The organism is Serratia sp. LS-1 (assembly GCF_003719595.1).
GTDB lineage: Bacteria > Pseudomonadota > Gammaproteobacteria > Enterobacterales > Enterobacteriaceae > Serratia > Serratia ureilytica.
Genome location: NZ_CP033504.1, coordinates 1,692,291 through 1,716,176 on the forward strand (window position 1 = coordinate 1,692,291; position 23,886 = coordinate 1,716,176).

Below are 23,886 nucleotides of genomic sequence, written 5' to 3' on the forward strand. Positions count from 1 at the left end.
CAGTCGGAAGAAGACTGCGGGGAGAGGGATGAGAAGAAGGCGCCGTTTGGCGCCTGGGGGGATTTAGCCCTGAACTTTGGCGCGCAGCGCCTGTTTTTCCTGCTCGCTGAGGAAGGCCAGCTTCAGGCCGTTTTCCTGCGCGGTGCGGATTTCTTCCGGCGTCAGCCCGGCCTGCGGCGCGGCGACGCGGTATTCATGCTCGATCTCGATGCCCTGAACCGCCGGATCGTCGGTGTTGATCGACGCCAGCACGCCGTGGCGCAGGAAGGTGGCCAGCGGATGCTGCGCCAGCGACGGCACGGTGCTGGTTTGGATGTTGGAGGTCAGGCAGGATTCGATACCGATGCCGTGTTCCGCCAGGAAGTCCATCAGTGCCGGATCTTCGACCGCTTTCACCCCGTGGCCGATACGTTCGGCGCCCAGCTCGCGGATCGCCTGCCAGATGCTTTCCGGGCCGGCGGCTTCGCCCGCGTGCACGGTGATGCGCAGGCCGGCGTCGCGGGCGCGGTTGAAGTGGCTGAGGAACAGGCTGCCGGGGAAGCCCAGCTCATCGCCCGCCAAATCCAGCGCGGTAATGCCGTCGCGGTGCGCCAGCAATCCTTCCAGTTCCTGCAGACAGGCGGCCTCGCCGAAGGTGCGGCTCATGATGCCGATCAGGCGAATGTCGATATCACGATCGCGGCAGCCCGAACGGATCCCGTCGATCACCGCTTCCACCACGCCGGCGACCGGCAGTTGATGCTTCATCGCCATGTAGTAAGGGGAGAAACGCAGCTCGGCATAGTGCAGGCCGGCGTTGGCGGCGTCCTCGACGTTTTCGTATGCCACCCGGCGGCAGGCGTCCAGATCGCCCAGCACCGCCACGCCCCAGTCCAGTTTCTGCAGGAAGCTGACCAGATCCGGTTCGGCATGGGTGATCTGCACGTGCGGGCGCAGGCTCTCCAAATCGTTGGCCGGCAGGGCGAGATTGAACTGGCGGCCGAGGTCGAGAATGGTCTGCGCGCGGATGTTGCCGTCGAGATGGCGGTGAATATCGGTAAGCGGTAGGCGGGGATCGATCATGCTGGGCACTCGCTAATTATCGTAGGTAAAGTGCAGAACAGTATAAAAACAAATGGATGAAACTTGCCATCGCGTTGCATAAAAAAGTGACTTACATCACAAATAATGCGAGGTGTATCGCATTTTCGTCGTGAATCAGGCTTTCAACACGCTGACGCCCGCCTGCTGCAACGGCGCGATCAGCGCGTCATCGGTAGCCCGCTCAACGATGATGGTGTGCGCCAGCGTAATATCGCCGATCGCATACTGCGAGGCGGCATTAAGCTTGGCGGCGGAAGCCAGCACCACGGTTTCCGCCGCACGGGCCGCCAGCGCGCGCTTGATGTAGGCTTCTTCCAGATCGCCGGTGCTCAACCCCGCAGTGGGGTGCACGCCGGTCACGCCCATAAAATAGATATCGGCGCGAATATGCGACATCGCTTCTACGGCAGCGGCGCCGACGCTGACGATCGAATGCTTATACAGTCGGCCGCCGATCAGGATCACCTCGACGGTGGGGTGATCGACCAGGCCCACGGCGACGCTGGGGCTGTGGGTGACGATGGTGGCGTTGAGGTTGGCCGGCAGTTGCCTGATCAGCTCTGCGGAGGTGGTGCCGCCGTCGATGATCACCACCTGGCCGGGGGCGATCAGCGCCGCCGCCGCTTTGGCGATCGCGCGTTTGGCGCCGGATTCCAATTGATTGCGTTCGGCGAAGCTGGCGATGGCGGAAGAAACCGGCAGGGCGCCGCCATGCACCCGTTGCAGCAACCCCTCGGCGTCCAGTTCGCGCAGATCGCGCCGGACCGTATCTTCCGACAGCCCGAACATCTCGCTGAGCTGTTTGGCCAAGACCTGACCCTCCTGGGCCAGTTTTTCCAAAATGATCTTCTTGCGTTGGCTGGTCAACATGGCCATTTCCTCTCAAATTTCCTATGCACGAAATATCTTGATCATACACGAAACTGCACGATAGTATCCATTTCCTTCCTCTGGCGGAGTAAACCGATGATAGCCACCAAAGACAGGGTTCGCATTGTCGAAACCCGGGTGTTGTCCGATGACTGGTACCTGCTGAAAAAAACCACCTTTGATTTTCTGCGGCGCGACGGCGTCTGGCAGCGGCAAAGCCGTGAGACTTACGATCGCGGCGACGGCGCCACCATTTTACTGTTCAACCGGCAGGCGCAAACGGTGATCCTGACGCGCCAGTTCCGCTTTCCGGTGTTCGTCAACGGTCATGACGGCATGCTGATTGAGGCCGCCGCCGGGCTGTTGGACGACGCGTCGCCGGAGGCGCGCATCCGCGCCGAAGTTGAAGAGGAAACCGGCTACTTCGTGCAGAACGTGGAGAAAGTGTTTGAGGCGTACATGAGCCCTGGCTCGGTCACCGAAAAGCTGCACTTTTTCGTCGGTGAATATCAGGCGGGCGACCGCCTCAACGAGGGCGGCGGGCTGGCGGCGGAGGGGGAAGATTTGGAGGTGATCGAGCTGCCGCTGGCGCAGGCCCTGCAGGCGGTTCGTCAGGGTACGATCGTTGACGCCAAAACTATCATGCTGCTGCAGTTTGTCGCCTTGAATCGGACGTTGGAGGAACAACGATGAAAGCCCAACAAATCTTGATCGCCGGCCCTTATCGCAGCGGCACCGATGGCGATCCGCAGCGTATCGCCGCCAATCTGGCGCGCCTCGAACAGGCGGCGCTGGCGGTCTACCAACGGGGGCACGTGCCGGTGATCGGCGAATGGCTGGCGCTGCCTTTGGCGGCCGCGGCCGGTTCCACTCAGGTTGGCGATGCGGTCAGCGAGGCGTTTCTTTACCCGGTGGCTCACCGACTGATTGCGCAGTGTCAGGCGGTGTATCGCATCGAAGGGGCGTCTGCGGGGGCCGATAACGACGTGCGGTTGGCTAACGAATGGGGATTGACGGTCTATCGTCATCTGGAGGAAATTCCGTCTGTTCAGGCGTAACCGAGGGGCGGGCAGAGGCTCGCCCCCTCGCGTTATTTCTCGTCCAGCACAAACTTCAACCCGGCGAGCAGTTTGTCCATGCCGGCTTCCAGCTTGCTGCGCGGGCAGCCGACGTTGAGGCGCAGGAACCCGCGGCCTTCTTCGCCGTAGGTAAAGCCCGGCATGATCGCCACCTTTTCACGCTCGATAAGCACCTGCTGCAGCGCCCGATCGTCCACGGCCAGCGGCCGCAGATCGATCCAGGCCAGATAGGTGGCCTGCGGCGGGCGCCAGCCCAGCGCGGGAAACGCCTCCGCCAGCCGTTCGGCGACGTAGGTCAGGTTATCCTGCAGATAGTCGCGCAGGGCGTCCAGCCAGGGTTCACCGCGCCGATAGGCGGCTACGTGCGCCGCCACCGCCAGCACTGCCGGCGAGGAGAGGCCGTCACGGGATTTGAGCTGCTGGAAATAGGCTTCGCGGCTGGCGTCGTCGCTGATAAAGCCGTAGGCGCCGGTTAACGCCGGAATGTTAAAACTCTTGGAGCCGGAGGTCAGTAAGGCCCAGGGGCCGGTCGCCACCTGGCTCCAGGGCGTATGGCGGTGTGCGCCCCAGACCATGTCCATGTGGATTTCATCGCTGATCACGCGCACGTCGTGGCGTTCGCACAGTTCGGCCATCTGCTGCAGCTCTTCGCGGCGCCACACTTTGCCAGTGGGATTATGCGGGCTGCACAGTAGCAGGATCTTGGTCTGCGGCCGCGCCAGCAGCGCTTCGAGGTGCGCCATGTCGCAGCGCCAGTCATCTGCGGCCTTGTGCAGCGGGCAGGCCAGCAGCTGGCGCTGGTTGGCGAGGATCACCTTATAGAAGGCGTCGTAGGCCGGGGTATGGGTCACCACGTAGTCGCCCGGCACGGACCATTGGCGGATCAGCTGCGCCGCCATGTAGATAACGGAAGGGCCGTACACCGCCGTTGTGGTGTCGATAGCGGTGTTGAAACGTTGTTGATACCAGTGGCGCAGCGCGCCGAGAAAATCCTCATGCTGCCAACGGCTGTAGCCCAGCACGCCGTGCTGCAGGCGCTGTTGCAGCGCCTCGAGAATGCACGGTGCGGTGGCGAAATCCATATCGGAGATGGTGAACGGCAGCAGGTCGGCGCTGCCGAAGCGATCGGCGATGTAATCCCACTGGGTGCACCAGGTGCCGTGGCGGTCGATCGGGGTAGAGAAATCAAACATGGGTGGCTCCCTGCAGCGCCGCGGCAGGGTGCGCCGTGGCTATCAGTGAGTCTAATTCATCCTTCACCGATTGCACCTGCGGGCCGATCACTACCTGCAGATTATGATCGTTGAGATGCACTACGCCGATGGCGCGGTTGGCCTTCAGCGCCGCGTCGTCCACCTGGCTCATGTCGTTGACCGACAGGCGCAGGCGGGTGATGCAGTTGTCCAGCGTAATGATGTTGTCCGGGCCGCCGAGCGCCGCCAAAATCGCCGGCACATTGTAGCCGGATTTGCCCACTGCGCCGCTTGGCGCGCTTTGGCTGACGGCGCCGTCGCTCTCGCGGCCCGGCGTTTTGATGTTAAAGCGCTGGATGGCGAAGCGGAAAATGGCGTAATAGCCGACGAACCAGATGGCGGCCACCACCGGCACCAGATACCACTTGGTGGCGGTGCCGTGCAGAATGCCGAATACCACGAAGTCGATAATGTTGCCGTCGGTGTTGCCGATGGTCACGCCCAGCAGCGCCATGACGGTAAAGCCCAACCCGGTGAGCAGCGCATGGATCAGATAAAGGAACGGCGCGACGAACAGAAACAGAAACTCGATCGGCTCGGTGGTGCCGCCGACGACGCAGGCCACCACGCCGGAAATCAACAGCCCCTTGATTTTATGGCGGTTCTCCGGTTTGGCGCAGTGGTACATCGCCAGCGCCGCGCCCGGCAGGCCGCCGAGGAACGCCGGCATTTTACCCTGCGACAGGAAGCGGGTGGCGCTTTCGGCGAAACCGGTGGTGGTCGGGCAGGAGAGCTGCGCCTGGAAGATGGTCAGGGCGCCGCTGACGCTGTGGCCGCACACCTCCATCGTGCCGCCCGCCTCGGTAAAGCGGATCAGCGCCACCAGTATGTGATGCAGACCGAACGGCAACAGCAGGCGTTCGCCGGTGCCGAAAATCATCGGCCCGAAAATGCCGGCGCCATTGATCATGCGCCCCAGGCCATTGATGCCGGCGGCGAACCATGGCCAGATCAGGGGGATGAGCAGGCCGCACAGGCCCAGCGTCACGGTGGTGACAATCGGCACGAAACGGGTGCCGCCGAAGAAGGCCAGCGCATCCGGCAGCCGGATGGTGTGGAAACGTTCATGCAGCAGATACACGATGATGCCGACGATCACTGCGCCGAGGATGCCGGTGTCGATCGACTGAATGCCGAGAATGTTCTGGATATTGTTGGCTTTCAGCACCAGCGGATCGCTGGTAGGCAGCACGCCGGCGGCGGTCAGGTAGAAGTTGGTGGCCAGATTCAGCACGGCGAAGCCGACGAAGCCGGAGAAGGCGGCGACGCCCTTGTTGTCGCGCGCCATGCCCAGCGGAATGGCGATGGCGAACATCACCGGCAGGAAGCTGAAGGCGAAGGAGCCTATCTTGCTCATCCAGGTGAAGATCAGCTGGAAGATCGGATGGCCGATAAACGGCATCAGGGTGATCACGTCGCGGCTGCTCAGCGAGCTGCCGATCCCCAGCATGATGCCGCAGAAAGAGAGCAAGGCGACGGGCAACATGAATGTTTTGCCCAGGCTCTGGAAGAACTCCCAGAGGGTGATTTTGGGTTTATTGGCTGCTGACATAACCGACTTCTCCTGGCGAAAAGACGAGCAAAAAGGGGACTTCTGATTAGGTAAAAAGAAGATAAAACGTTTTACCTAGCAAAAATGCGCCGCCAATCACAAATCTGTCGCCCGGTTTTTGGCGACAATGCGGCGGGCAGTAAAACGTTTTACTGCATTGACGGATTCGGTATACCCTTGATCACTACGGCGCGGGTTGCCCAGGAACGGGTTCGCAGAGACTATGAGCATCAAAAAGATCACCATTACCGATGTGGCGCAACAGGCGGGCGTTTCGGTCACCACGGTTTCTCTGGTATTGAGCGGCAAGGGGCGGATTTCGCCGACCACCGTCGAGAAGGTCAATCAGGCGATAGAGCAGTTGGGCTACGTGCGCAATCGCCAGGCGGCGACGCTGCGCGGCGGCGAATCCGGGGTAATCGGCCTGATCCTGCGCGACATTTGCGAACCTTTCTATGCCGAAATGACCGCCGGGCTGAGCGAAGCGCTGGAGGCGCACGACAAACTGCTGTTTTTAACCCAGAGCGGGCGCGATGGTCAGGGGCTGCAGCGGGCGTTTGACGCGCTGCTGGCGCAGGGCGTCGACGGCATCGTGCTGGCGGGCGGCATCCGCGCGGCGGCCGGGCTGAAGGAAAAGGCGGCCGAGCAGGGCGTGCCGCTGGTATGCGTGGCGCGCTCCAGCGGTCTTGAGGGCGTGGACGTGGTGCGGCCGGACAATATGCAGGCCGCCAAGCTGGCCACCGAATTTTTGATCAAACGCGGCCACAGCCAGATTGCTTATCTCGGCGGCCAGAGCGACTCGTTGACGCGCGCCGAAAGGTTGGGCGGATTTTGCGCCACGCTGTTGCAGTACGGCCTGCCGTTTCGCAGCGAATGGATCGTCGAGTGCGATTGCCGGCAGCGTGAGGCGGCGGAAGCGGCGGAACAGCTGCTGCGCCACTACCCGAATATCACCGCTGTCGTTTGCCACAAGGCGTCGGTGGCGCTTGGCGCCTATTTTGGCCTGACGCGCAGCGGCCGCAGCATCGGTTCGGACGGGGTTGACGCCTACTACGGCCGGCAGGTGGCGCTGATCGGTTTCGGCGACGTGCCGGAGGCCGAGCTGACCGAACCGCCGCTGACCTTTGTCTCCAGCTCGGCGCGGGAAGTGGGGCGCAGCGCCGCCGCGCGCCTGCTGCAGCGCATCAATGACGCCGATCTGCCGGCGCAGAACGTCATTTTGCCGCCGACGCTGATCCGGCGCGGCTCCGCCTAATCCCGCCGCTGTTCCTCTTCCGCTTCGCGGCAAATCCAGCCGATAAAAGCCTTCATCGCCGGCGTCAGATCCCGCGATTTCAAATGGGTCAGCCAGTAGGCGCCGAGCGCGGCCTCGGCGGCGAACGGCCGCTGCAGCGCGCCGGCGGCCAGTTCGCGGCGGAACATGCTGACCGGCGCCAGCGCCACGCCGTCGCACTGGAGCGCGCCTTCTACCATCAGCCTCGATGAGTCGAACACCGGGCCGTTGATTCGCCACGGCGTCACCTGCGCAGCCGTGAACCAGCGTTCCCATTCATCCTGGCGGTAAGTGCGCATCAGCAGTTCGTGCTGCAGATCCTGCGGCGTATGCAGCCGCGCGGCGACCGCCGGCGAGCAGAGCACCGTCAGCGGCGCGTCGAACAGCTTGATATTGCGGGTGGCGGGCCATAAACCTTCGCCGAAACGGATGGCGAAATCCATGCCGTCGGCCGACAGATTGACCAGGTTGTTGTGGGTCAGCACCCGCAGATCGATGAACGGATGCGCCGCGCGGAACGCCGCCAGCCGCGGCATCAGCCAGCCGACCGCGAAGGTGCCGACCACCGCCACCGTCAGCACTTCGTGGAAATGCCCGCCTTCGAACTGCTGCAACACCGCCTCGATGCGATCGAAAGCATCGCTCAACACCGGCAGCAGCGCCTGGCCCTCTTCGGTCAGATCCAACCCGCGCGGCAGGCGGCGGAACAGCTGAATGCCCAGCTGTTCTTCCAGCATGCGCACCTGCTGGCTGACGGCGGCCTGAGTGACGCGCAGCTCCAGACCGGCGCGGGTGAAGTTCAGGTGGCGGGCGGAGGATTCGAACGCCCGCAGGGCGTTGAGGGGAAGTCGGTTGCGCATTGTTGATAGCCATAAGTTTTTCTTTATGCTGGCTGAAATTATTATCGCTTGTCAACCCGGCGGCAAAAACCGATATTTGGCGCGGCTGCCGCAAAATTGGCGGAGCCCGTAAAGGAATGACATCATCCATCAGGGAGTGCGCCGTGCGCAACGCCAATAAAAACTTTTGGCCGCGGCCGATGCCCTGCAACCGAAGAGCCTCTATCATGACGAAAATGAACCGCCTGGCGGCCGCGCTGATCGCCGCACTGATCTTGCCGACCGCGCACGCCGCGCAGCAGCAGGATATCGACGCCGTTATTCAGCCGCTGATGAAAAAATACGGCGTGCCGGGCATGGCGATCGCCGTATCGGTCGATGGCAAACAGCAGATTTACCCGTATGGCGTCGCCTCGAAACAGACCGGCAAACCGATCACCGAGCAGACGCTGTTCGAGGTGGGGTCGCTGAGCAAAACCTTCACCGCGACGCTGGCGGTCTATGCGCAGCAGCAGGGCAAGCTGTCGTTCAGCGATCCGGCCAGCCATTATCTGCCTGAGCTGCGCGGCAGCGCCTTCGACGGCGTCAGCCTGCTGAATCTGGCGACCCACACATCCGGCCTGCCGCTGTTCGTGCCGGACGACGTGACCGACAACGCCCAACTGATGGCTTACTACCGGGCCTGGCAGCCGAAGCACCCGGCGGGCAGCTACCGCGTCTATTCCAACCTCGGTATCGGCATGCTGGGCATGATCGCCGCCAAGAGCCTCGATCGGCCGTTTATCCAGGCCATGGAGCAGGGCATGCTGCCGGCGCTGGGCATGAGCCACACCTACATTCAGGTGCCGGCGGCGCAGATGGCCAACTATGCCCAAGGTTACAACAAGGACGATAAGCCGGTGCGCGTCAATCCCGGCCCGCTGGACGCCGAATCTTACGGCATCAAATCCAACGCCCGCGATCTGATTCGTTACCTGGACGCCAACCTGCAGCAGGCGAAGGTCGCGCAGCCGTGGCGCGAGGCGCTGGCCGCCACGCACGTCGGCTATTATAAAGCGGGCGTGTTCACGCAGGATCTGATGTGGGAGAACTACGCGTACCCGGTGAAACTGTCGCGGCTGATCGAGGGCAACAACGCCGGGATGATCATGAACGGCACGCCGGCCACCGCCATCACACCGCCGCAGCCGGAGCTGCGCGCCGGTTGGTATAACAAAACCGGTTCGACCGGCGGTTTCTCCACCTACGCGGTGTTTATCCCGGCGAAAAATATCGCCGTGGTGATGCTGGCCAACAAATGGTTCCCGAACGACGATCGGGTCGAGGCGGCTTACCGCATCGTGCAAGCGCTGGATAAGCGCTGATCGTGGGGGGCGCCGTCGGGGCGCCCCTGTTACCGGTGCTGTCGCTCTCGCCGTTCGCGCATGAAATCGATAAAAGCGCGCAGCTTGAGCGGCAGATGCCTGCCGGCGGGAAAGTAGATGAAAAATCCCGATGCCTCGCTGGCATACTCCGGCAGCACCTCCACCAGATCGCCCTGCGCCAGTTCCTGCACCACCGTGCCCTGAAAACGTTGCGCGATCCCCAGGCCCGCCAACGCCGCATCCTTGATCAGCCGATCTTCGTTAAAGATCAAACTGCCGCTGACGTCCAGCGCCCGCTCATCGCCGTGCCGACTGAAATACCAGGGCTCCAATTTGCCGCTGCCGGGAAAACGGTAGCGCAGGCAATGGTGCGCGAGCAGATCGTCCGGCGTGGCCGGCGCGCCGCAACGCGTCAGATAATCGGGTGAGGCGACCAGCACCCGGCGCTGGCCGTTGTCGATCGGCACGGCGATCATGTCCTTTTGCAGCATGGCGTGCATGCGAATGCCGGCATCGAAACTGCCCAGCACCAGATCGGAAAAGCGGTCTTCGGTAAACAGCTCCAGCTGCACTTCGGGATAGCGCCGCTGAAACTCCGCCAGGTGCGGCATCACCAGCAGCGAAGCGGCCAACTGCGGCAACGTGATGCGCAGCAGGCCCGCCGGCTGCGCGCCCAGGGCGCGCACGTCGTCCGCCGCCACGTCTATCTGGTTCATCGCCGGCGAGACCTTCTGGTAAAACAGTCGGCCCTCGTCGCTGAGACGTACCGAGCGGCTGGTGCGGTGGAATAAGCGCACCCCCAGCTGATTCTCCAGCGCCTGAATGTTTTGCGACACCGCCGGCGGCGTGACGCCCAGCTGGTTGGCCGCGCGGGTGAAGTTGCCCAGCCGCGCGACGGCTTCGAAATAGGGCAGCAGCTGCAGGAGTGAACTCATCTATCAATAACCTGTGCTTAATGATTCATTAAATTATGCCTTATTTTAATTTATGACGAACGTTTTAGACTGATTTTTACTTTCCCTCAGCGAGATAAAAATCATGTCGGCAGAACAACGGGCGTTAACAGAACGGATCGCGGCGATCGATCAACAGGCGATGGCCGAAGGGCGCATCGTGGGCAGCGTGGTGCTGGTGGCGCGGCGGGGTGAAATTTGCTACGCCGGTGCGGCCGGTTATGCCGATCGCGAAGCGCGGCAACCGATGCGGCGAGAAACGCAGTTTCGGCTGTCGTCGGTTTCCAAACCCTATACCACGCTGGCGGCGCTGCGTTTGATTGAACGAGGCAAGCTGAGCCTCGACGATGCGGTCAGCGATTGGCTGCCGTGGTTTACCCCGGCGCTGGCCGACGGCCGGCGCCCGACGATCAAGATTCGTCATTTGCTGAGTCATACCGCCGGGCTCGACTATCGGCTGAACCAACCGCCAGCAGGCGTTTACCATCAGTTGGGGATACAGGACGGCGTGGAGCTGTCGACGCTGACGCTGGAGCAAAACCTGCGGCTGTTGGCGCAGGCGCCGTTGCTGTCGGAACCGGGCGCGCGCTTCAACTATTCGCTGGCGATCGACGTGCTCGGCGCGGTGCTGGAGCGAGTGACGGGCATGCCGCTGCCGCAGCTGTTTGTCGAATGGGTGGCGCGGCCGCTGGGGCTCGGCAATACCGCGTTCCATGCGACCCATGCCGCTAACCTGGCGACGCCTTATTACAATACGCCGCAGGGGCCGCGGCGCATGCCGGAAGGCGTGCGGATCGCCTTGCCGGAAGGCATGGCGGGGGGAGAAGTGACGTTCTCGCCGGCGCGCGCGCTTAACGTCGGAGCCTATCCCTCCGGCGGCGCGGGCATGGTCGGTGATGCCGACGACGTGCTGCGGCTGGTGGAGGCGCTGCGCAGCGGCGGGCAGGGCATTTTGCAACCGGATACGGTGGCGTTGCTGCGTCACCCGCACGTCGGCGCCGAGGCGCAAACGCAAGGGCCGGGCTGGGGCTTCGGCTTTGGCGGCGCGCTGCTGGTGGATCCAGACGCTGCGCAGACGCCGCAGCATGCCGGTACCCTGACCTGGGGCGGCGTTTACGGCCACAGCTGGTTCTTTGATCCAGAGGCGCAGCTGAGCGTAGTCGTCTTGACCAATACCGCATTTGAGGGCATGTGCGGCCGCTACCCGCAGCAGATCCGCGATGCGGTTTATGCGGCGTAAATAAAAAGGGCCCCACAGGGGGCCCTTGTTCAGGCTTTCAGGCGATTACTGCGCCGGTGCCGGAGCGGGTTCCGCTTCCTGCGCCGGTTCAGCGTCTTCCGCCGGGGCGCCCAGCATGGCGAACTGGCTGATGAACTCCTGCAGCGACATTTTGTTGCCGTTCAGGTCAACCTGATTGTCAGCGTAGTGGAACTTGCTCGCGATCACGCCGTCTTTCTGGGTGGTCAGCTTGAACATCTGACCCATGGCCGCCAGGCCCTGCACTTGCTGCTGCGCCAGTTTCTGCGCGTCTTCCTCATTGTAACCCTGCAACAAGGCGGTCTTCGCGGTCACTTCGGTGGCCATCGCTTCCGGAATGGTCAGGCTGAGATCCAGCTTTTTAACCGCCTGAGCGATCACTTGATCCGGCGACTGTGCCGGGGAGGCGGCCTTGCTCGGATCGGTCATCGCCAGATCCAGCGTGAAGATGCTCTCACCCTTGCTGTTTTTCCAGCTCAGCGGGGCGATGCTGAGGCTTGGGTTGCCTTTCAGCAGCAGCGGCAGGTTCTTTTGCAGCATCTCGGAGGTCTGCTGTTCGTAGACGTCCGGATCCAGGTTCTCGCCCTGCTGCAGCAGCGCCATGGTTTGGCGGTTGTAGCTGTCGGAGAAGTCTTTCAGCGCCTTGCCGTCGACGTTGTCGATTTTCAGCGTCAGTTTACCGGCGCCGAAGTCGTTGCCCTGCACCTTGAGCGCGTCCATGGTGTAATCGATCTGGCCGCCGATATTGCTGCTGCCTTGCTCGCCGAACTTGCTCACCAGATTGAAACCGTCCAACGCCACGGTGTCTTTACCGTCGATCGTCAGTTTGAACTGCTTCAGGGTCATCGTTTGATCGCCGAGCTTCACGCCGAACTTGCTTTCGTTGCTGTTGCCTTTCAGGTTGAAGCCCTGGAAGGTGATCTGCTCGTTTTGGCCGAATTCGTTCGGGCTGGCGAACACGATAGTGTCGCTATTGGCGTCCAGCGCGATTTTTTTCAGATCGCGGGACACGTCGGCGTCAATGGTGGCGCCGCTGAATTTCAGCGAAGACTTATCCTTCTGGTAGTCCAGTGGGATAAAGTCGATGGTGGACGCGGTATCGCCGCTGTAGGAGATGCGCGAATCGGCGGTAAACAGCGATTTGCCTTTGGTGGTTTCAAACAGGCCTTTCACCGCCGGGGTGTTTTCCAGCTCGGTATGCACCGACGCCATGCTCGGCAGCAGGTTGAATTTTTTCAGCTGCGCGAACGGGAACGGACCGTGATCGATGGTTTCCAGGAACGCCACTTCTTCACCGGCTTTCAGCGCCGCGTTTTCGCTGGTATCCGTGCCGTCGGAACGCAGCACATAACGCACTTTACTGCTGAACAGGCCGCGCTGGTAATTTTCATAGCTCAGCTTGACGCCGGCTTTCGGCAGGTAGGCTTTCAGTTGGCCGTTGGCGTTGTCGACGACTTCGCCCATGTGCTGCTCGATCTGTTTCCCGGTGTACCAGGATGCCCCGGTCCATGCTGCGCCAAGAACGACAATGACGCTGACAGCGACTAACGATTTTTTCATAGCTCTGTTTCATCCTTTTTTCTTATAACCCTCCGTTGCGAGGGAGGGGGCAAATGTGGGCCGACAAAAAACGCCCGCAGGCGTTTAATTGTGGGGGCAGCTCTCGCTTTCAGCAAGCAATTTGCTGAAATTTATCAACGGTTAGGCCAGTTGGTTATAAACCCGGGCGATGCGGCCGCTGCCGCTGACGTTGACCGGCGATTCGAAGGCGCCGATAAAGCAGGATTCACCCGGTTTGAGCGTCAGGCGCTGCCCGGATTTTTCCAGCGTCGCTTCGCCGCTGACGCAGAACACGATAGCCGCGCTCCGTTGCGCGAGCGCCTGCGGCGCGGCGGTCAAATCGTGCAGCGAGAAGGCGAAATCTTCCACCGGGATCGGGAAGAACAGTTCGTTGCCGCGCCGCTCCGGTTGGGTCAGCAGGCCGGACGCCGGCTGCGGGCGGAACTGCAGGTTGGCCAGCAGCTCGGGCACGTCGATAAATTTCGGCGTCAGGCCGGCGCGCAGCACGTTGTCCGAGTTGGCCATCACCTCCAGCGCCACGCCTTTCAGATAGGCGTGCGGCGTTTCGGCATACAGGAACATCGCCTCGCCCGGCGCGAGCTGCACCACGTTCAGCAGCAGCGGTGAGAACAGACCGCTGTCGTCCGGATAGAAACCGGCGATGAAGCGCACGGTATCCCAGGGTTCACCCTGCTGGTTGTTGAGCGCGGCTTTCAGCACGCCGAGCGCCAGCGACTTTTGCTCGCCGCTCATCGTCAACAGGCTGGCGAACAGGGTAGACAGATGGGCGGTGTCCGGCTGCTGCAGGAAGGTGGCGATATCGTGGTGCGCGCCGGCGATCGGCTGCAGCAGGGAGACGATATCGGTCAGTTCGCGAAAGCCGTTCATCGCCAGGAACGGCGTCAGGGCGAAGACCAGCTCGGGCTTGTGATTGGGATCTTTATAGTTGCGTTCGGCGGCGCTCAGCGGGATGCCGGCGGCGTTCTCTTTCGCGAAGCCGATCTCGGCCGCCGCTTTGCTCGGGTGGACCTGGATAGACAGCGGTTGATCGGCGCAGAGCACTTTAAACAGGAACGGCAACTCGCCAAAGCGGCTGGCGACGTCAGCGCCCAGCTGCTTTGGCTGGTCTTCATCGATAAGACAGCGCAGCGAACGCAGTGCGCCATCGGCGCCGGGCACGCGGGAAGGGCTCTTGGGATGGGCGCCCATCCACAGTTCGGCCATCGGCTGATTATCCGGGTTGGCGATGCCGTAAAGACGGGTCAGCGCATCGTGGCTGCCCCAGGCGTAATTCTGTACCGCGTTGGTCATTTTTTGCATGTCGATAAACGTCCTTTGCGTCATTGCCGCACTAATGGCAATAACTTACTGATTTTATACGATTCGCTTCATCTGTGCCGACAACCATCATACGCCCGCGTCGGCAGGAACCCTCATGGGCGCGATCAAAACAACGCCGGATAAGGTTGCGTCCGGCCACGCGGCCAGAGTATAGCGTGATAACGATCGGCGTCTCAAATGGCTCACCGGCCTCAAGAGGGCCCGATAAATCCGCCAATCGATCGTTGATGGGAGGGAAAGAAATTATTGCCGACAGCGCAGGATTTCTACGTCATTATTTATTTATCGGCATGTCAAAGTATGTCGGCGGAATTTATTTTTTACCTTCTGAGCCATTCCCTTATTATTATTTTTGCGCCAAGTCGGGCGATCACACGCCGAGCTTAAACCTGAACGACAGACCGCTTTACCGTAGCCGTTAACGAGTCGATTTAACGAAATGAGAGGTCTGATGCATGAAAAAATGGTTGCTGTTGTTGGGGCTTTGCACCGGGGCGGCCCAGGGGGCGGTGATCGTCACCTATCCCTACGTGGCCCCGCGCGCCGTGGTGATAACGCCGGCGCCGATCGTCGTTGCGCCCGCACCGGTCGCGCTTCCCGCCGTGACTGCACCCGTGGCGCATCCGCTGGCGCTCACCGCCGGCGCGGTGGCGACCGGGGCGTATCGCCATAATGAACGGCAGGATGCCTACGATGAGATCAATCATTTGCAACAGCAGCGGATCGATGAACTCAATCACTTACAGACGCAGCGCATCAATAATTTTAATTCGCGTCACGTGCGTTAATTTCATCTCCGCGTTTATTATCCCGGTACTTTCTTCGCCTTTATTTCGGCACGGGTTAACCGACGGCAAATAACCGCGTCATGAATGGGTAAAAGAGATGAATCGTGCTGTGAGATAACTCTCTTAATGCGAATAGTTATTATGTCACTATACTGGGAATGCGTGCCGACGGGGGGTAGCGCGTCGGCCTAACCCTACAATTTTAGGAATTATGCTAAGGAGACAATGATGGCAGGCGTTCGTATCGAAAAAGACTCCATGGGCCCCATCGAAGTACCGGCCGACAAGCTGTGGGGCGCACAGACCCAGCGCTCATTGGCGCATTTCCGCATTTCCTCCGAAAAGATGCCGACCGCGCTGATCCATGCGCTGGCGTTGACCAAGCGCGCCGCCGCGCAGGTGAACGTGGACCTGGGGCTGCTGCCGGCCGAGCGGGGCGCCGCCATCATCAACGCTGCCGACGAAGTGCTGGCGGGCAGCCATGCCGACCAGTTCCCGCTGTCCATCTGGCAAACCGGCTCCGGCACTCAGACCAACATGAACATGAACGAAGTGTTGGCCAACCGAGCCAGCGAGCTGCTGGGCGGCGTGCGCGGTGAAGAGCGCAAGGTGCATCCGAACGACGACGTCAATAAAAGTCAGAGCTCCAACGACGTGTTTCCCACCGCGATGCACGTGGCGGCGGTGATTGCGCTGCGCGAGCACCTGATCCCCGAGCTGAAAGTGCTGCACAAGACGCTGAGCGACAAGGCCGAAGCCTACCGCGGCATCGTCAAAATCGGCCGCACCCACCTGCAGGACGCCACGCCGCTGACCCTGGGCCAGGAAATCTCCGGCTGGGCGGCGATGCTGGCGCACAATCTGAAACACATCGAAGACAGCATCCCGCACATCGCCGAGCTGGCGCTGGGCGGCACGGCGGTCGGCACCGGCCTGAACACCCATCCGGAGTACGCCGTGCGCGTCGCTAAAGCGCTGGCGGAGTTGACCCATCAGCCGTTCGTCACCGCGCCGAACAAGTTCGAAGCGTTGGCGACCTGCGATGCGCTGGTGCAGGGGCACGGCGCGCTGAAAGGGCTGGCGGCTTCGCTGATGAAGATCGCCAACGACGTGCGCTGGCTAGCGTCCGGCCCGCGCTGCGGCATCGGCGAGATCTCGATCCCGGAGAACGAGCCGGGCAGCTCCATCATGCCGGGCAAGGTCAACCCGACCCAGTGCGAAGCGATGACCATGCTGTGCGCGCAGGTGCTGGGCAACGACGTGGCGGTGAATATCGGCGGCGCTTCCGGCAACTTCGAGCTGAACGTGTTCCGCCCGATGGTGATCCACAACTACCTGCAGTCGATCCGCCTGCTGGCCGACGGTATGCAGGGCTTCAACGAGCACTGCGCGGTGGGCATCGAACCGAACCGCGATCGCATCACCCAGTTGCTGAATGAATCGCTGATGCTGGTGACGGCGCTCAACACCCATATCGGTTATGACAAAGCGGCGGAAATCGCCAAGAAAGCGCACAAGGAAGGGCTGACGTTGAAAGCCGCGGCGCTGAAGCTCGGCTATCTGACCGAAGCGCAGTTCGATGAATGGGTGCGCCCGGAGGCGATGGTCGGCAGCATGCAGAAATAATTGATCTGTGAGGCAACCGGGGGCTTACTGAGGTAAGCCCCTTTTTTATGGAGAAATTAAGATGTTGCGCGCACAACGTTTACTCGATCTGATGCAGCTGTTGCGCAGCCACCGCTATCCGGTGGCGGGCCATGCGTTGGCGCAGACGCTGGGCATCAGCATGCGTACGCTTTACCGCGATATCGCCACGCTGCAGCAGCAGGGAGCGGAGATCGTCGGCGAAGCGGGGCTCGGCTATGTGCTGCGCCCCGGTTTTATGCTGCCGCCGCTGATGTTCTCGCAAGCGGAAATAGAAGCGCTGGTGCTGGGCATGCGCTGGGTCAGCCGCCGCGGCGACAGCCAGTTGGCGAGCGCCGCGGGCCAGGCGCTCGCCAAGATCGCCGCGGTGCTGCCGACGGCGCTGCGGGAGGAGCTGGAGGCCAACACGCTGCTTATCGCACCGGCTCAGTCGCCGCCGGTGGCGGATGAGATGCGGGTGTTAATCCGTGACAGCATCCGCCGCGAGCGCAAGCTGCATATCGACTATCTCGACCTGGCGGGGCAGCGCAGCGAACGCCTGCTGTGGCCCTTTGCGCTGGGCTTTTTCGACCAGTTCCAGATGCTGGTTGCCTGGTGTGAGTTGCGTCAGGCCTTTCGTCATTTTCGCCTCGATCGCATTCAGGCCGCCACGCCGCTTGAACAGCGTTATCCGCATGGCCGGCGGCGACTGTTGAAAGAGTGGCGGTTGAGCGAAGGCATTGCGGAACAATAACGACACGCTGCTGCCATAAACTGTCAGTCGCCTCCTTTAGTCTGTGCCTATCGGGAACCAACCGGTTCCCATCACCCAGAGGACAGACCGATGACCCTTCCCAGCATGACCCTGCTTTACGTCGATAACCCGCTCAACAGCGCCGCCTTTTATCAACGCCTGCTGGGGCAGGCGCCGGTAGAGCTTTCTCCCGGCTTTGCCCTGTTCGTGCTCAACAACGGCTTCAAGCTCGGGATGTGGGCCAAACAGGGGGTAAAACCCGCCGCCACGCTGACCGGCGGCGGCGGTGAACTGGGCTTTTTATGCCAGGATCCGCAAGAGGTGGAGGCGCGCTATAACCAGTGGCGCGAGCTCGGGCTGCCTATCGAGCAAACGCCAACCGAAATGGAATTCGGCTACACCTTTGTGGCGCGGGATCCGGACGGTCATCGCCTGCGGGTATATGCCCTCAGCGAGTAGTGCCGTCGGTATACAGGTGCAGGCGCGGCACCAGCAGCCGCAGCGGCCTGGCGTCGGGTTTGTAGCGATGCTTTACTGCGTCGGCGTCGTAGTTGAGCAGTTCGCCGATCTTCGGCACCGCAGCGCCGCTTTCAACCTGACACAGGGCGATCAGCGGCAGCGGGCAGGGGTGTTGCACCTGCTTTTGCTGCTGCTGATACCACACGCGGGCGATCGGCTGCACTTTGACCGGCCGCTTGATTTTCAACGTCGCATGCTGCGGCAGACGGCTGACATCGTCTATTTCGCGGCTGACCAGGGCGGCCCACTGTTCACGGCTGTGCGGCGGCACCGCGCGGCCGGCTTTCAGACTTTTCTCCAGCTGCGCCAGGATGTCGTCCCGTTTGACGTTTTTGATGATGTGCTTGTTGGCCCAGCCGAAGCGCACCGAGTCGGGATTGGTCAGGGCGGTGAGGGTGCGGTAGGCGCTGAGGGTAATCAGCCCGTGCAAATGGGTGTGCACGAATTCGAAACGCTGCTCCGGCGCCAGGCCGGAATCGACGGTGATAATCTGCTCCAGTTCGCCTTTCAGGCGGTTGATCAGCGCCAGCTGCGCCTGCAGCGCCTGATACTCCGGTTGCTCCACCGCCAGACAGATGACGCCGGGCAGGCGCACGGCGGCCTTGCTGCTGACATTCTCACGGTTATGGTGGATGAAGAGCCGCTGATAGTGTTCCAGCGCCAGATCGCGCGCCGCTTGCCCCACATGCTGCTCGACCGCGATATGCGAAATGGCCTGATGTTCCTGGCCTTTTTCTACCTCCGGCAGGCTGAACACCCGCGCCGCCAGCAGCCGCAGCGGGGTTATCTGCTGCTGCAATGCGCCGAGGGCTTGCTCCAGTTCGGCAAAGCAGGCGTTCATCCGGCCAATCACATCGTATTTGCTCATCATATGCCCCTATTTTAGTTACAACATACTATAGGGGAGTAGCGGACTGGGGGCAACATCGGCAATGGGACAATACTCGGCTTAACTGCCCACCCGGCTTACCAGGGGGAAATAGGGCGGGCAGCAGGGGGAATTCTCTCGCTCGTCTGCTACGCATGCGGGCAAGTGTGATTGTCGAAAATAAACCTGCTCTTCTTATGGTTTTGATTCATTGATGGATTTTTTCCTGTTCGTTTGTCTTCTGTTTAATCCATTTCCCGTTTGCCGTTGTCCAAACGCTGGAACAAACAGAATGGCAGGACGCTATGAGCCCTTGGGGTTATCTTTTCTTCTGTCATTAACGGGTGCTTTAACAGGAGGTTTACTGTGGATATTAAACAGAAAGTCAAAAACATGACGCTGGAAGAGAAGATCGGGCAAAAAATCATGCTGGATTTTCGCTACTGGGATCGGAACGGTAGCAGCAATCAGGATATGACCGTTCCCGATGAAGCCATTGGCAAGCTGATCACCGATAACCATGTGGGCGGGGTGATCCTGTTTGCCAATAATCTGAAAGATAAGCAGCAGATCAATACGTTAACGGCCTGGTATGCCGCGATGAAAACCCACGCCGGCATCCGCCTGTTCATTGGCACGGATAACGAGGGCGGTAACGTTTTCCGGCTGCCGCGCGGCGACTATGCCTCATTCCCCGGCAATATGGCGCTCGCCGCGGCGATTGAGGGCGGCGCGGATAAACAGCTCGCCGTTGAACAGGGCGAACTGATGGCCCAGGATATGCGCGCGTTGCATATCAATACCAACTTTGCACCGGTTGTGGACGTCAACACCAACCCGTTCAACCCGGTGATTAACGTTCGCGCCTTCAGCGATGATAAGAACGCCGTTTCCCACCTGGCCGAGAAAATGGTGGCGGGGATGAAGCAGCAAGGGCTTATCACCGCTTACAAACACTTCCCTGGCCATGGCAGCACCTCCACCGACTCGCATACCGGTTTGCCGCGCGTCGACCGTACGCGGGAAGAGGCGTTTGCCATCGATATCGCGCCTTACAAACAGGCCATTGACCGCTGTGCGGCGCCGGACATGGTCATGACCGCGCATATTCAGTACCCCGCGCTGGATAACCGCCAGATCGACACCCGCAGCGGCGAAAAAATCACGGTGCCGGCCACCATGTCGCATGAAATTCAGACCCGCATCCTGCGCGATGAGCTGGGTTATGCCGGCGTAACGATTTCAGATGCGCTGGATATGGGGGCGATTGCTGAGCATTTCAGCCAGCAAGGGGCGGCTGAAAACGTCTTTGCCGCCGGGGTGGATATCGCCCTGATGCCTGTCAGCATCGCTTCGCCGGCCCAGGCTAACCTGCTGCCGGACCTGATTCGTTACCTTGCGGACCGGGTGAAAACAGGGCATCTCAACGAGGCCGATATCGATGCTTCGGTCGAGCGCATTTTGCGCCTCAAATTACGCCATCACCTGATGGGGCATCGCGAGGCCCCTTGTTCCAGCAGCGTTTCGTCCTCAGCGCATAAGCTGGAAAAACGCATCGCCGATCGCTCCATTACCGTGGTCATTAACCGCCACAGCCTGCTGCCGTTGAAAGACAAGGCGCTGCGCTATTTTATCCTGACCCCGTGGGGTGAGCAGGCCAAAGGCATCGCTAACGTGATGGCGCAGGAGGGCTACCAGAACGTCGTTGCCGCGAAGGAAACGGAACTGAGCGATGCCCAAATCAGGGCGCATATTGCCGATTGCGACGTGTTCCTGCTCGGCACGCTTTCGACTCGCTTTACGCCTGCCGAGCAGGATGGGGTCGTGACCTCCGCAACCGGGGCGGCTAATGATACCAGTCCTTATCCGGGCTGGTTGAAATACGCCGCCGAGCAGGGGAAAAAACGCGTTCACCTCTCATTGCGCGCGCCTTACGATATCGTGAACTATGCCGCAGACGTGGATGCTGCCGTCGCCACCTATTCTTACTACGGGTATGACAGCGGCGTATGGCGCGGTCCCTCGATGATATCTCTGGCACAGGTGCTGACGGGGAAAATCAAACCGCAGGGCAAACTGCCGGTCAACACCTGGCATGACTACGATGAGGAAACCAATACGGGCAAGGTGGCGTTCCCTCGCGGGACGGGGCTGAGCTGGTAATGGGACAAGTACCGGCGTCGTCAGAAAGGGCGACGCCGGTCGCGGGATAGCGTTGATAAAGCGGGCGGTTTCTTGCTCTGCACGATACGACATGGGATAACCGTCACTCACGGAAGGAGAACATTTATGCCGACAGGCGCAACAAAACTAGGCGGATGGCTGTTGATGGCCGCCATGCTGGGCGTGAGCGGATGCGCCAAACCCCCTGAGCCGGAAAAGCCTCCGCAGCCTGCACCGCCGGTCACACCGATGCGGGGCATCTGGCTGGCCACCGTCATGGGGCTGGACTGGCCGCCGGCGGCCTCCCTGAAAGCGGAAACCGCGCCAGAGCGAATTCGCCTGCAGCAGCAGGCGCTGACGGACGCACTGGACGACATGGTGAAAACCGGGATTAACACGGTGTATTTTCAGGTTAAACCGGACGGAACGGCCCTGTGGCGTTCTGACATCTTGCCCTGGTCGGAGGTCTTGACCGGCACCGTGGGCCAGGATCCGGGTTACGATCCGCTGGCCTTTATGCTGAAAGAAGCGCACCGGCGCGGCATCAAAGTGCACGCCTGGCTGAATCCTTATCGGGTTTCCATGAATACCCGGCAGCAAACGATTGATGCCCTTAATCAAACGCTGCAGTCTCCGCCGGCCAGCGTCTATGCGCTGCATCCCGACTGGATACGTACGGCCAACGACCGCTTTGCGCTCGATCCTGGCTTACCCGACGTGCGCAACTGGATCACCGGCGTGGTGGCTGAAGTCGTCAAAAACTATGACGTCGACGGCATTCAATTTGACGATTATTTCTATTATGAGACGCCGCAATCGCCGCTGGATGATGAAAAGACGTATCGCGAATACGGCAAAGGGTTTGCAGACAAGGCCAGTTGGCGAAGAGACAATACGCTGCAATTGATAAAACAGGTTTCAGCCACCGTCAGGGCGCTAAAGCCCGCTGTCGCGTTTGGCATCAGCCCGGCGGGCGTCTGGCGAAACAAAGCGGACGATCCCGCCGGCTCGGCGACTCAGGCCGGCGCGCCATCGTACGATGCGGCCTATGCCGATACGCGCCAGTGGGTCAAACTGGGGCTGCTCGACTACATCGCACCGCAGCTGTACTGGCCTTTCGATCGTGAAATAGTTCGCTACGACGTGCTGGCCAACTGGTGGGCCGAGGTGGTGAAAGACACGCCGGTTCGGCTTTATGCCGGGGTGGCGCTGTATAAAGTGGGCACGCCATCGGCGAGCGAACCGGCATGGACCGTCGACGGCGGCGTTCCTGAGCTGAAAAGGCAGTTGGATCTCAACGAGAGCTTGCCGGGGATGGGGGGAACCATCCTGTTCCGGCAACGTTATCTGACCGAGCCGCAAACGGATAAGGCCGTGGAGTACCTGCGCACCCGCTGGAAAACCGGTCAATAATCACCGGCATTGGCATAGCGAGCCGCGGTAATCCACCGCGGCTTTTTTATTCACAGGCGCGCCGCTTCCGGCAGGCGCTTCAGGTAATGCACCACCAGCAGCGCCAGCAACAGCATCAGGCTGATGAACGCCGCCACGCCATTCCAGCCGAAACTGTGCCAGAACACGCCGCCGAGGGTCCCGGCCACGCTCGAGCCGACGTAATAACAGAACAGATACAGTGACGACGCCTGGCCTTTGGCGCGGCGCGCACGGCGGCCGATCCAGCTGCTGGCCACCGAGTGGGCGGCGAAGAAACCGGCGGTGAACAGCATCATGCCGATAAAGATCGCCGGCACCTGCGGCAACGCGGTAATCAGAATCCCGATCAGCATAATCACGATCGACGCCAGCAGCACCGGGCCGCGCCCGAAGCGCGAGGTGAGCGCCCCGGCCTTGGGCGAGCTGTAGGAACCGGTGAGGTAGACCACCGACAGCAGGCCGACGATCGCCTGGCTCAGATGATAAGGATCCGCCAGCAGGCGATAACCGATGTAGTTGAACAGGGTGACGAAGCTGCCCATCAGCAGAAAGCCTTCTGCGAACAGCAGCGGCAGCCCCTTATCGTGCCAATGCAGTTTGAAGTTGATCAGCAGCGTGCGAGGGCGCAGCGAGCTGGCGCGAAAATGCCGCGAAGCGGGCAGAATGCGCCAGAACATGAAGGCGGCGGCGAGGGCGAACAAACCGATGACCCCGAGCGAGACGCGCCAGGAGAAGAAGTCGGTCAACACCCCGGTCACCAGGCGGCCGCTCATGCCGCCGATCGAATTGCCGCTGATGTACAACCCCATCGAGAAGGCGACGAAGCTGGGATGGATCTCTTCGCTGAGATAGGTCATGCCGACCGCCGCCACGCCGCTCAGCGACAGGCCGATCAGCGCGCGCATCAGCAAAATGCCGTGCCAACTGGTCATAAAGGCGCAAATCAGCGTGCAGACTGCCGCCAGCAACAGCGCCACCACCATCACCGACTTACGGCCGATGGCGTCGGACAGCGGCCCGGTGAACATCAGGCCGATCGCCAGCAGGCCGGTAGAGACCGAGAGCGACAGGCTGCTTTCGGCCGGCGAGACGCCGAAATCTTGCGACAGCACCGGCAGGATCGGCTGCACGCAGTAAAGCAACGCGAAGGTCGCCAGCCCGGCGGAAAACAGCGCCAGCGTTACGCGCATAAACTGCGGCGTGCCGCGTTCGATATAGGGGAGTTTGTTGTTGAGGGTGGAGCGTTTTACTTTTGGCGCAGCGGCCGCGTCATCGTTGGCGGCCAGCGTCGACGGCATCACGGCCGCAGAAC

22 protein-coding genes are annotated in these 23,886 nt (G+C 61.2%); 12 read left to right on the forward strand and 10 right to left on the reverse strand.

What is annotated here, in order from left to right:
* Positions 1-63: 63 nt before the first annotated feature.
* Complete coding sequence (gene add / locus EDY99_RS08340) at positions 64-1,062, reverse strand: adenosine deaminase (RefSeq protein WP_016927887.1); 999 nt, start codon at positions 1,060-1,062, stop codon at positions 64-66.
* 135 nt (positions 1,063-1,197) lie between these two features.
* Entirely contained in the window at positions 1,198-1,953 is a 756-nt protein-coding gene (locus EDY99_RS08345; RefSeq protein ID WP_060660765.1) for a DeoR/GlpR family DNA-binding transcription regulator, read from the reverse strand.
* Between the two features lie 96 nt (positions 1,954-2,049).
* On the opposite strand from EDY99_RS08345, the gene EDY99_RS08350 reads away from it, so the two are divergent.
* Both EDY99_RS08350 and EDY99_RS08355 read left to right on the forward strand, forming a co-directional pair.
* Positions 2,050-2,646: an NUDIX domain-containing protein gene (locus EDY99_RS08350; protein WP_033642958.1), complete on the forward strand. Its 597-nt coding sequence runs from the start codon at positions 2,050-2,052 to the stop codon at positions 2,644-2,646.
* Positions 2,643-3,011, forward strand: coding sequence for a hypothetical protein (locus tag EDY99_RS08355; RefSeq protein ID WP_033640470.1), 369 nt, complete (start codon positions 2,643-2,645; stop codon positions 3,009-3,011). Before EDY99_RS08350 ends, EDY99_RS08355 begins: the two co-directional genes overlap by 4 nt.
* A 32-nt stretch (positions 3,012-3,043) precedes the next feature.
* Here EDY99_RS08355 and EDY99_RS08360 read toward each other — a convergent pair whose 3' ends face one another.
* Together EDY99_RS08360 and malX are read right to left on the reverse strand one after the other, a co-directional pair.
* Positions 3,044-4,225 carry a MalY/PatB family protein gene (locus EDY99_RS08360; RefSeq protein WP_103101423.1) on the reverse strand — a complete coding sequence of 394 codons (1,182 nt, stop codon included), beginning with the start codon at positions 4,223-4,225 and terminating at the stop codon, positions 3,044-3,046.
* The gene (gene malX, locus EDY99_RS08365) at positions 4,218-5,837 is read right to left on the reverse strand and encodes a maltose/glucose-specific PTS transporter subunit IIBC (protein ID WP_046686982.1); all 1,620 of its coding nucleotides are present in this window, start codon (positions 5,835-5,837) and stop codon (positions 4,218-4,220) included. The genes EDY99_RS08360 and malX overlap by 8 nt, the downstream gene beginning before the upstream one ends.
* 223 nt (positions 5,838-6,060) lie before the next feature.
* Between malX and EDY99_RS08370 the strand changes: the two genes are divergently transcribed.
* Positions 6,061-7,092: a Mal regulon transcriptional regulator MalI gene (locus EDY99_RS08370; protein ID WP_033650494.1), complete on the forward strand. Its 1,032-nt coding sequence runs from the start codon at positions 6,061-6,063 to the stop codon at positions 7,090-7,092.
* On the opposite strand, the gene EDY99_RS08375 is transcribed toward EDY99_RS08370, so the two are convergent.
* Positions 7,089-7,970: a LysR family transcriptional regulator gene (locus EDY99_RS08375; protein ID WP_033650493.1), complete on the reverse strand. Its 882-nt coding sequence runs from the start codon at positions 7,968-7,970 to the stop codon at positions 7,089-7,091. The two genes, EDY99_RS08370 and EDY99_RS08375, sit on opposite strands and share 4 nt — an antisense overlap.
* Positions 7,971-8,176: 206 nt before the next feature.
* On the opposite strand from EDY99_RS08375, the gene blaSRT reads away from it, so the two are divergent.
* Positions 8,177-9,313: an SRT/SST family class C beta-lactamase gene (gene blaSRT, locus EDY99_RS08380; RefSeq protein ID WP_069100787.1), complete on the forward strand. Its 1,137-nt coding sequence runs from the start codon at positions 8,177-8,179 to the stop codon at positions 9,311-9,313.
* A gap of 29 nt (positions 9,314-9,342) precedes the next feature.
* Here the strand turns inward: blaSRT and EDY99_RS08385 are convergent, their stop codons facing one another.
* Positions 9,343-10,248, reverse strand: a complete 906-nt coding sequence (locus tag EDY99_RS08385; RefSeq protein ID WP_033650491.1) for a LysR family transcriptional regulator — start codon at positions 10,246-10,248, stop codon at positions 9,343-9,345.
* Between the two features lie 103 nt (positions 10,249-10,351).
* Between EDY99_RS08385 and EDY99_RS08390 the strand changes: the two genes are divergently transcribed.
* Positions 10,352-11,506, forward strand: coding sequence for a serine hydrolase (locus tag EDY99_RS08390; RefSeq protein ID WP_033642966.1), 1,155 nt, complete (start codon positions 10,352-10,354; stop codon positions 11,504-11,506).
* Positions 11,507-11,551: 45 nt separating this feature from the next.
* Here the strand turns inward: EDY99_RS08390 and EDY99_RS08395 are convergent, their stop codons facing one another.
* Positions 11,552-13,084, reverse strand: coding sequence for a YdgA family protein (locus EDY99_RS08395; protein WP_123061658.1), 1,533 nt, complete (start codon positions 13,082-13,084; stop codon positions 11,552-11,554).
* Between the two features lie 141 nt (positions 13,085-13,225).
* Positions 13,226-14,404 carry a mannose-6-phosphate isomerase gene (gene manA, locus EDY99_RS08400; protein ID WP_033642968.1) on the reverse strand — a complete coding sequence of 393 codons (1,179 nt, stop codon included), beginning with the start codon at positions 14,402-14,404 and terminating at the stop codon, positions 13,226-13,228.
* A gap of 176 nt (positions 14,405-14,580) precedes the next feature.
* Between manA and EDY99_RS24565 the strand changes: the two genes are divergently transcribed.
* The 5 genes from EDY99_RS24565 (at position 14,581) to EDY99_RS08420 (ending at position 18,049) form a co-directional block, all read left to right on the forward strand.
* Positions 14,581-14,847: a hypothetical protein gene (locus tag EDY99_RS24565; protein WP_154231695.1), complete on the forward strand. Its 267-nt coding sequence runs from the start codon at positions 14,581-14,583 to the stop codon at positions 14,845-14,847.
* Positions 14,848-14,880: 33 nt separating this feature from the next.
* Entirely contained in the window at positions 14,881-15,213 is a 333-nt protein-coding gene (locus EDY99_RS08405; RefSeq protein WP_123061659.1) for a hypothetical protein, read from the forward strand.
* Between the two features lie 228 nt (positions 15,214-15,441).
* On the forward strand, positions 15,442-16,839 hold the full coding sequence (gene fumC / locus EDY99_RS08410; RefSeq protein WP_033650487.1) for a class II fumarate hydratase: 1,398 nt from the start codon (positions 15,442-15,444) through the stop codon (positions 16,837-16,839).
* Positions 16,840-16,900: 61 nt separating this feature from the next.
* Complete coding sequence (locus EDY99_RS08415; RefSeq protein ID WP_123061660.1) at positions 16,901-17,590, forward strand: YafY family protein; 690 nt, start codon at positions 16,901-16,903, stop codon at positions 17,588-17,590.
* A 90-nt stretch (positions 17,591-17,680) separates the two neighbouring features.
* The gene (locus EDY99_RS08420; RefSeq protein WP_028128189.1) at positions 17,681-18,049 is read left to right on the forward strand and encodes a VOC family protein; all 369 of its coding nucleotides are present in this window, start codon (positions 17,681-17,683) and stop codon (positions 18,047-18,049) included.
* On the opposite strand, the gene tus is transcribed toward EDY99_RS08420, so the two are convergent.
* The gene (gene tus / locus EDY99_RS08425) at positions 18,039-18,977 is read right to left on the reverse strand and encodes a DNA replication terminus site-binding protein (protein WP_033642973.1); all 939 of its coding nucleotides are present in this window, start codon (positions 18,975-18,977) and stop codon (positions 18,039-18,041) included. The genes EDY99_RS08420 and tus overlap by 11 nt on opposite strands.
* 366 nt (positions 18,978-19,343) lie before the next feature.
* Here tus and EDY99_RS08430 point away from each other — a divergent pair, with 366 nt between their 5' ends.
* Entirely contained in the window at positions 19,344-21,140 is a 1,797-nt protein-coding gene (locus EDY99_RS08430) for a glycoside hydrolase family 3 protein (protein ID WP_096242210.1), read from the forward strand.
* Positions 21,141-21,266: 126 nt separating this feature from the next.
* Complete coding sequence (locus tag EDY99_RS08435) at positions 21,267-22,553, forward strand: glycoside hydrolase family 10 protein (protein WP_096242211.1); 1,287 nt, start codon at positions 21,267-21,269, stop codon at positions 22,551-22,553.
* A 50-nt stretch (positions 22,554-22,603) separates the two neighbouring features.
* Here the strand turns inward: EDY99_RS08435 and EDY99_RS08440 are convergent, their stop codons facing one another.
* Entirely contained in the window at positions 22,604-23,872 is a 1,269-nt protein-coding gene (locus EDY99_RS08440) for an MFS transporter (RefSeq protein WP_169539675.1), read from the reverse strand.
* Between the last annotated feature and the right edge of the window lie 14 nt (positions 23,873-23,886).